The following is a 7,458-nucleotide window of genomic DNA, read 5'->3' as shown; positions in this document are numbered from 1 at the left end:
CTCATGAAATACGGTATTCTGATGTGACAAAACCTGAATCCTGGTCGTTAAAGTGTTTGTTTGCACTCATATTTTAACTGTTAGGACTCAGGTTTTTTTATTTAAAGCAAACTATGGGACAGCAGTGGTGCGGACACTGCTTTTTTAATTCATTTAGAATGTGTTGCTCAAGCAATCACTTCTGAATAAAGAGATTTGATGGAGCCCTATCTCAATCAAAAACTTAGTTTTTGCTGGTTTTTAAGCTCTGAGTTAAACCGTTAATATCGCCACCTTGGATACCAAGCTCACTCATCAAGCTATCAATCAGTGGGGCCTGGCTGCGGTAGCGTAGGGCACTATTCACCACTTGGTCTGACAAGGCAACATTACCGCTGCCTTCGTGGTGAGCATCACCTTGGCAAGAACCTGCATGACCACCATTTAGGCCATTCACTTGCAAAATCTTAATGTCATCAATGTTTTCCATTGGTTTCACACTTTCGCGAATGATTTCAGGTAAGTATTTCAGCATCGCTAAACGAATTTGCATTTCAACCTGTTCAGATGACAATACGTTGTTTGCTTCGTTCACTGCACGTGTACCTTCAGCATCAACTTGGTATTGTTTTTCCATCGCCTGAGCCAAGAGAACTTTTGCGTCAGCTTCACCTTTGGCTTTTAAGCGAACTTTTTCAGCTTCGGCTTCAGCTGCAATACGGATAGCTTCTGCATCATCTGCGGCTGCTTGTTTACCCGCTTCAGCCGCGACAGTAATTGCAATCGCATCTTTCTCCGCTTTTTCTTTCGCAGAGACCAATTCAACAGCTTTTTGACGTTCAGCTTGTTGGATTTGACGAACGGTAATCACTTCTTCTTCGGCTTTTACCGCTTGAGCACGGGCTTGATCGGCATGTGCCTTAGCTTCAGATTCAGCACGAGATTTTTCAGCAATCGCAATTGCACGGTCTTGCTCAGCGAGTTCAATGGTTTTCTTTTGTTCCACTTGGGCTTGCTGAATAATTTGTGACTTTTGAATATTTTGATTTTCAACGTCACGTGCAGCAGTAATACGCTTTAAGTCAACTTCACGTTCAGCAGCAATACGCGCTTCTTCGGCTTCACGTTTTTTCGAAGCTTCTTGTGATGCAATTTCTGCAAGCTGTTCTGCACGACGAACTGAAATTTCACGTTCTTGTTGCAGTTTTGCATATTCTTCTTCACGCAAAATTTGTAGACGTGCTTGTTCTGCTTCTAAGTTCTTGGTCTTGATTGCAAGATCTGCATCTTGCTCAATCGCATTACGTTTACGACGACGGTCTTCAATGGTTTCTGTCAGTTTAGTTAAACCTTCAGCATCGAACGCATTTTGTGGGTTGAAGTATTTAAAGCCTGTTTGGTCTAAGCCAGTTAATGAAACGGTTTCAAGTTCCAAACCGTTTTTATGTAAATCTTCAGACACCACTTGCTGAACTTTTTGAACGAAGTCGACACGTTTTTCATGCAATTCTTCCATCGCCATTTCTGCGGCAACTGCACGTAGAGAGTCAACAAATTTACCTTCGACCAAATTCTTTAACTCATTTGGCGACATGGTCTTTTGACCCAAAGTCTGTGCAGCAGTCGCAATCGAATCCGCGGTTGGTTTCACACGGACATAGAACTCTGCCATCACATCGACACGCATACGGTCACGTGTAATCAGCGCTTGGTCATCTGCACGGCGTACTTCAAGACGTAGGGTGTTCATATTGACTGGGATAATTTCATGTAGCACTGGAAGCACAATAGCACCGCCACCTAAAATCACTTTTTCACCGCCGAAGCCTGTACGCACAAATGAAATTTCTTTACTTGAGCGACGATAAAGTCGAGCAATAATAAAACCAATAAAAATAAGTGCGGCAAAAATTATCCCGACTGAAACAAGGATACCGCTTGGAATAATGTCTAACATGGACGTTTATCTCTTTTGTTGTAGTTCAAGTTAACCCTCTAAAGTGCTAACAAGTTTGGTTTAAAAATCAGTATTTTGTTGACTCATCATGACTTCGAGATTTGCTGAACGTATGACGCGTTAAATGTATTTATATGTTGTTTGAAGAACTGATCGAGCATCAATTCATTCAAAATTTAGAGCATGGTGGCTTGGAAGCCTACATTTGTTTTTTGGGTTAAAACCACCGATTGACCTTGGCTGAAAATTTCATCTTGTTCAGGTTCAACCAAAATATAATGGGTTAATCCGTGTTGATCTTTGACTTTGGCTTGAGCAGGAGACTGGGGTCGTGCATCACCCAAAATGATCGTGGCCGTTCTACCGATCAATTCATCACTATAAATGGCAGTGGTTTCATCTTGCGGTAAAATACGGGCAATAAGCATTGCGCTAAAACGTACGAAGGGCATGCACAGAAAAATACATGCAGGTGCAATAATCCATGCACTGAACATCATACTGGTCATTTGGTTAACGACGGCTTGAATAGTAAAGCCCAATAAACTATAGACACATAAGAAAATGATGAGCCATACAAACAGCGGAATACGACCTAAATACAACCAATCGAGCACACGTGTCACGATACCTGCATCGGCATCTACACCTAGCTCTGCATTATGACCAACATCCTCAGGTAGGAATTGATCTAAGAAGCCTTGAGAACCACCCCCTAAAATTGTTAACACAATCTCAAAAAGTCCAAACAAGAACATTAAGCAGAGACTGATGCTAAACACGATATTAGACGGGTGAGTAAACAATTCCCACATTATATTTATCTCTATATTTATGCTTATAAAAAATCAAAAAAAATAATTCTGGCCGAATTTTTTTCAGTAAATAAAATAACATTATCTGTCGAAATTGTGTAAAAAAATTACAGATCAGATTAACAAAAAGTCGGCTTTTATGTGAGCTATTACTAAGTTTTTCTTTAAAAATAGGTGATCAATTAAGTCAGGATTATCTAAATCTAAAGTTAATAGTATTTCTGCTTTACCCATTTAAGATTTAAGTCATTGTGATCAATCAAATTTTCAGTCTAATTGCAGATATATAAGTGGTCGTGCTTAACGGAGAGAAATGGCTTTTTAAAAGGCACAGAAAACAATGTTAGGAAATGTAAATTTATAAGCGTCACGGCAGTGCTGAGAGCTTTACCGTGACTTTCGATGTCATATGGAGATTTGAACTGGTGTTCAATAGAGCTATTTTTAGGTGGCATTAACCGTTTTTATAACAATGAAGTTTGAATGCGTACTTTCATATCTAAAGCCGCTTGAACAATAAAGGTTTTCATCCACTTCACTTGTTCGCCCATCGGATTGGTTTTAATCGCAGTGTCTAAAAAGCCCATGCTTTCAAGTTGAAACAATTGCTTTTCGATCTCTTCTTCTAACTGGGTGCTATTGGCTGCGAGCGGGAAATGGATTAAGTGAAATGCTTTGGGAAAATTATAAAAAGCATAGAGCAGATTAAATGCACGTTGATCTGCTTTTAAATTGCCAGCGCCAATTTCGTAGCCGCGATCTTGGTTACTGTGAGTCACCCCAATCAAAAACTCGAGTTTATTGTCCAAAAGTCGTAGACCGAACTGAAGGCCAATTTGGTCCGCACTCAGCTCATGTTGGATAAAGTTATTCAGCGGGCTGCCGTCATCATTTAAAGCTTCTTGGAGCACGAGCATGTGTGAAGAATGTTGATAAATATAGCCAGCAAGACCTGCGGCTTCAATCAGCGACTTTAAGGTTTCAAGCGTATAGTGACTATATGGCATATCAATAACTATTGGAGAGCGATATAGCTACTTTAGGTAGTTTGAGCGAGTTTGAATACCGATTGTTTAGAGGATTTAGCGATTAGTTAATTGATAAAAAATTGCGTAGACTTACGGATCTCGGACTAGAATAATAATGAAATTGATAAGCCTATCGTATTAAATTAATTAAAATTGATAAGCAGTATCAGACAATTTGTATATGACGAATAAGAATATCAATATCACAAAACAAGCAATCGTTATGAAAGCTTAATCACTATAATGTATATATATCTTTAAAAGTGTAATAAGTACACATATTCTAAGCTGGTGTTGTCCATGTCATTAAATGAGGAAAGACTTACTCATCTTAAACAGCTTGAAGCTGAGAGTATTCATATCATCCGTGAAGTTGCTGCTGAGTTCGAAAACCCAGTCATGCTGTATTCAATCGGTAAAGATTCAGCGGTCATGCTGCATCTTGCTTTAAAAGCATTCTATCCTGCCAAACTTCCATTCCCACTACTGCATGTAGACACGGGTTGGAAATTTAAAGACATGATTACTTTCCGTGACAACATGGCAAAAGAGCATGGCTTTGATTTGATCGTGCATCAAAACAAAGAAGGTAAAGATGCAGGCGTGAATCCGTTCGATTACGGGAGCTCAAAATATACTGATATCATGAAAACTCAAGGCTTAAAACAAGCACTTGATAAATATCAGTTTGATGCGGCTTTCGGTGGTGCGCGCCGTGACGAAGAGAAATCTCGTGCCAAAGAGCGTGTTTACTCATTCCGTGATACCAAACACCGTTGGGACCCTAAAAACCAACGTCCTGAACTTTGGAATCTTTACAACGGTAAAGTGAACAAAGGCGAAAGTATTCGTGTGTTCCCATTGTCTAACTGGACTGAGTTGGATATTTGGCAATACATCTACCTCGAAAATATTAAATTGGTTCCTTTGTACTTGGCTGCTGAACGTCCAGTGGTTGAGCGTAACGGTACACTGATCATGGTTGATGATGAGCGTATGCGTTTGAACGAAGGTGAAGTGCCACAAATGAAATCGGTGCGTTTCCGTACTTTAGGTTGTTACCCACTTACAGGTGCGGTTGAATCAACTGCAACAACTTTACCGGAAATTATCCAAGAGATGCTTTTAGCCACCACATCTGAACGTCAAGGCCGTATGATCGACCATGACGAAGCAGGTTCGATGGAAAAGAAAAAGCAGGAAGGTTACTTCTAAGAATCTCATAATCTCCCCCTAACCCCCTCTTTACTAAAGAGGGGGAACTCCCGAGAAATAACGGAGCAAAGTCTCCCTTTCTTAAAGGGAGATTTAGAGGGATTAAAAAGATTCAGAAACCGATTTCAAAAGAATATGTGGAGCTTTGAGCAATGTCTCATCAATCAGATTTAATTAGCCAAGACATCTTGGCGTATTTAAAACAACACGAAAATAAAGACCTTCTACGTTTCCTCACTTGCGGTAACGTTGATGACGGTAAATCGACTTTAATCGGCCGTTTGCTTTACGATTCAAAATTGATTTATGAAGATCAATTGCAAGCCGTGACTCGTGACTCTAAAAAAGTCGGTACTACGGGTGATGCACCTGACTTGGCTTTACTTGTAGATGGTCTGCAAGCGGAACGTGAGCAGGGTATTACCATTGACGTGGCTTACCGTTATTTCTCTACTGAAAAACGTAAGTTCATCATTGCTGACACCCCGGGGCATGAGCAGTACACACGTAACATGGCAACTGGTGCGTCGACTGCCGATTTAGCGATCATCTTGATTGATGCGCGTTATGGCGTTCAAACCCAGACTCGTCGTCACTCATTTATTGCGAGTCTTTTGGGTATTCGTAATATCGTGGTTGCAGTGAACAAAATGGACTTGGTTGAATTCTCTGAAGCGCGCTTCAATGAAATTCAAGCAGAGTACAATGAGTTCGTAAACCAATTGGGCGACCGTAAACCTGCGAACATTATCTTCACGCCTATTTCTGCGTTGAATGGTGATAACGTTGTAAACAAATCGCCAAATACACCGTGGTACCAAGGTCAGACTTTAATGGAGACTTTGGAAACTGTTGAAATTTCGCATGATACGAGCAAGCACGAATTCCGTTTCCCAGTTCAATATGTCAACCGTCCGAACCTCGATTTCCGTGGCTTCTGCGGTACGATTGCACTTGGTGAAGTGAAAGTTGGCGATACCATTACTGCATTACCATCTGGTAAGTCTTCGACTGTTAAAGAAATCGTGACTTTTGACGGTAACTTAGACCATGCTGTTGCAGGTCAAGCGGTAACACTTACGCTAAATGATGAAATTGATATTTCACGTGGTAACGTTTTAGTTAAAGCAGGCGAACAGCCATTAATTTCACGTTCTGCACGTGCCTCTGTGGTATGGATGACAGATGCGCCTTTAGTGGTTGGTAAACTGTATAACGTGAAGTTTGGTACACAAACCATTCCTGCGAAAGTTGCGAAAATCAACTACCGTACCAATGTAAACACATTGGAAAAAACGGAAGTTGAACAGCTTGAACTGAATGCGATTGCAGATGTAACGATTGAGTTTGATGCGCCAGTGGTATTTGACCGTTATAAAGACAGCCGTTACACAGGTTCATTTATATTTATTGACCGTTTAAGCAACGTGACTGTTGGTGCGGGTATGGTTGAGTCTGCGGTTGAATGGACTGCACACAACGAGCCTGTAACTGCTGAAGCGCGTGCTGCACGTTTAGGTCAAAAACCTGCTGCTGTAACTGTAACTGCGAAAGCACTTGAAAATGCGCAAGCGATCGAAAGTTTGTTGATTCAGCAAGGTGTAGTTGCGATTGCGAAAGCTGGTTTAACTGTAGAGCAAGTTGCACTTGTACGTGAAACAGGTGTGGTTGTGATTACAGATAGTGCTGAAGGTACTGATGTGACTTATGCATTCGAGACTGCTGAAGAAGTTGCTGAGAAAATTGTTGAGTTGGTTCGTCTATAATAGATTGAATTGATTTAAAAAAGACCCGCCGCAAGGCGGGTTTTTTTATTAGGAAATGAATATATAATTTAAAAAGTGCTTATGTTTTAATCAAAAAAACAAATATTATTTCGTGGTAATCTATTGTAAATAAACAATATAAAATCAAAAGGGTTGTATGAATATTAGGCAAAAACTTATTGATGTTGGTTTTAAAAATGTGGGGTTCTGGAATATTGGGAGCAGTAAGGAATTAATTTATAAGTTAAATTATTCATCTGGTGTAGAAAATATACTGTATGCGTTTATAGAGAATAATGAATTGCTCTATATTGGTAAAACTACACAAAATTTAGATAATAGGTTTAAAGGTTATCTAAAGCCAGGTCGTACCCAAACTACAAATATTCGAAATAATTTTGAATTAACTAGATTGATTAGCATGGGCAAGGTCATTGAAATTTGGTTATTTGAAGATGTTGGATTAATGAAATATGGAGGGTTTAAGCTTAATCTAGCTGCTGGTTTGGAAGATAGTTTGATAAAAGAATTGAAACCTAAGTGGAATGGGAATAGGTTCAAAATCAATGAAATCAATGAAATCAATGAAATCAATGAAATCAATGAAATCAATGAAATCAATGAAATCAATGAAATCAATGAAATCAATGAAATCAATGAAATCAATGAAATCAATGAAATCAATGAAATCAATGAAA

At 39.6% G+C, this 7,458-nt stretch carries 6 protein-coding genes; 3 read left to right on the top strand and 3 right to left on the bottom strand.

The genetic code is table 11. The features are described from left to right. Positions 1-223: 223 nt before the first annotated feature. The 3 genes from FTU17_RS16160 to FTU17_RS16150 all read right to left on the bottom strand — a co-directional run bounded on the left by FTU17_RS16160 (position 224) and on the right by FTU17_RS16150 (position 3,758). Positions 224-1,936 (bottom strand): flotillin family protein, encoded by a 1,713-nt coding sequence (locus tag FTU17_RS16160; RefSeq protein WP_180011015.1) that lies wholly within the window; start codon positions 1,934-1,936, stop codon positions 224-226. A gap of 176 nt (positions 1,937-2,112) precedes the next feature. Further along, positions 2,113-2,751, bottom strand: a complete 639-nt coding sequence (locus tag FTU17_RS16155; protein ID WP_111884396.1) for a YqiJ family protein — start codon at positions 2,749-2,751, stop codon at positions 2,113-2,115. 464 nt (positions 2,752-3,215) lie between these two features. Then, a complete protein-coding gene (locus tag FTU17_RS16150) occupies positions 3,216-3,758 on the bottom strand; it encodes a hypothetical protein (RefSeq protein ID WP_111884395.1) in 543 nt (180 codons plus the stop codon). Positions 3,759-4,079: 321 nt separating this feature from the next. Here FTU17_RS16150 and cysD point away from each other — a divergent pair, with 321 nt between their 5' ends. The 3 genes from cysD to FTU17_RS16135 all read left to right on the top strand — a co-directional run. Next, positions 4,080-4,994 (top strand): sulfate adenylyltransferase subunit CysD, encoded by a 915-nt coding sequence (gene cysD, locus FTU17_RS16145; RefSeq protein WP_078189893.1) that lies wholly within the window; start codon positions 4,080-4,082, stop codon positions 4,992-4,994. Between the two features lie 152 nt (positions 4,995-5,146). Beyond that, positions 5,147-6,760: a sulfate adenylyltransferase subunit CysN gene (cysN, locus tag FTU17_RS16140; RefSeq protein WP_180059498.1), complete on the top strand. Its 1,614-nt coding sequence runs from the start codon at positions 5,147-5,149 to the stop codon at positions 6,758-6,760. A 157-nt stretch (positions 6,761-6,917) separates the two neighbouring features. Continuing rightward, a partial coding sequence (locus FTU17_RS16135; RefSeq protein ID WP_180105380.1) for a GIY-YIG nuclease family protein occupies positions 6,918-7,458 on the top strand: 541 nt, incomplete at its 3' end.

It is taken from the genome of Acinetobacter sp. YH12070 (assembly GCF_013419625.1).
In the GTDB taxonomy this organism is placed as follows: domain Bacteria; phylum Pseudomonadota; class Gammaproteobacteria; order Pseudomonadales; family Moraxellaceae; genus Acinetobacter; species Acinetobacter amyesii.
Note: the sequence above shows the minus strand (reverse complement) of the source record. Positions and strands in the feature narration are given on the sequence as shown.

Coding starts and splice junctions, on each gene's coding strand:
- FTU17_RS16160 (WP_180011015.1), bottom strand. CDS start 1,936: ATGTTAGACATTATTCCAAGCGGTATCCTTGTTTCAGTCGGGATAATT.
- cysD (WP_078189893.1), top strand. CDS start 4,080: ATGTCATTAAATGAGGAAAGACTTACTCATCTTAAACAGCTTGAAGCT.
- FTU17_RS16155 (WP_111884396.1), bottom strand. CDS start 2,751: ATGTGGGAATTGTTTACTCACCCGTCTAATATCGTGTTTAGCATCAGT.
- cysN (WP_180059498.1), top strand. CDS start 5,147: ATGTCTCATCAATCAGATTTAATTAGCCAAGACATCTTGGCGTATTTA.
- FTU17_RS16150 (WP_111884395.1), bottom strand. CDS start 3,758: ATGCCATATAGTCACTATACGCTTGAAACCTTAAAGTCGCTGATTGAA.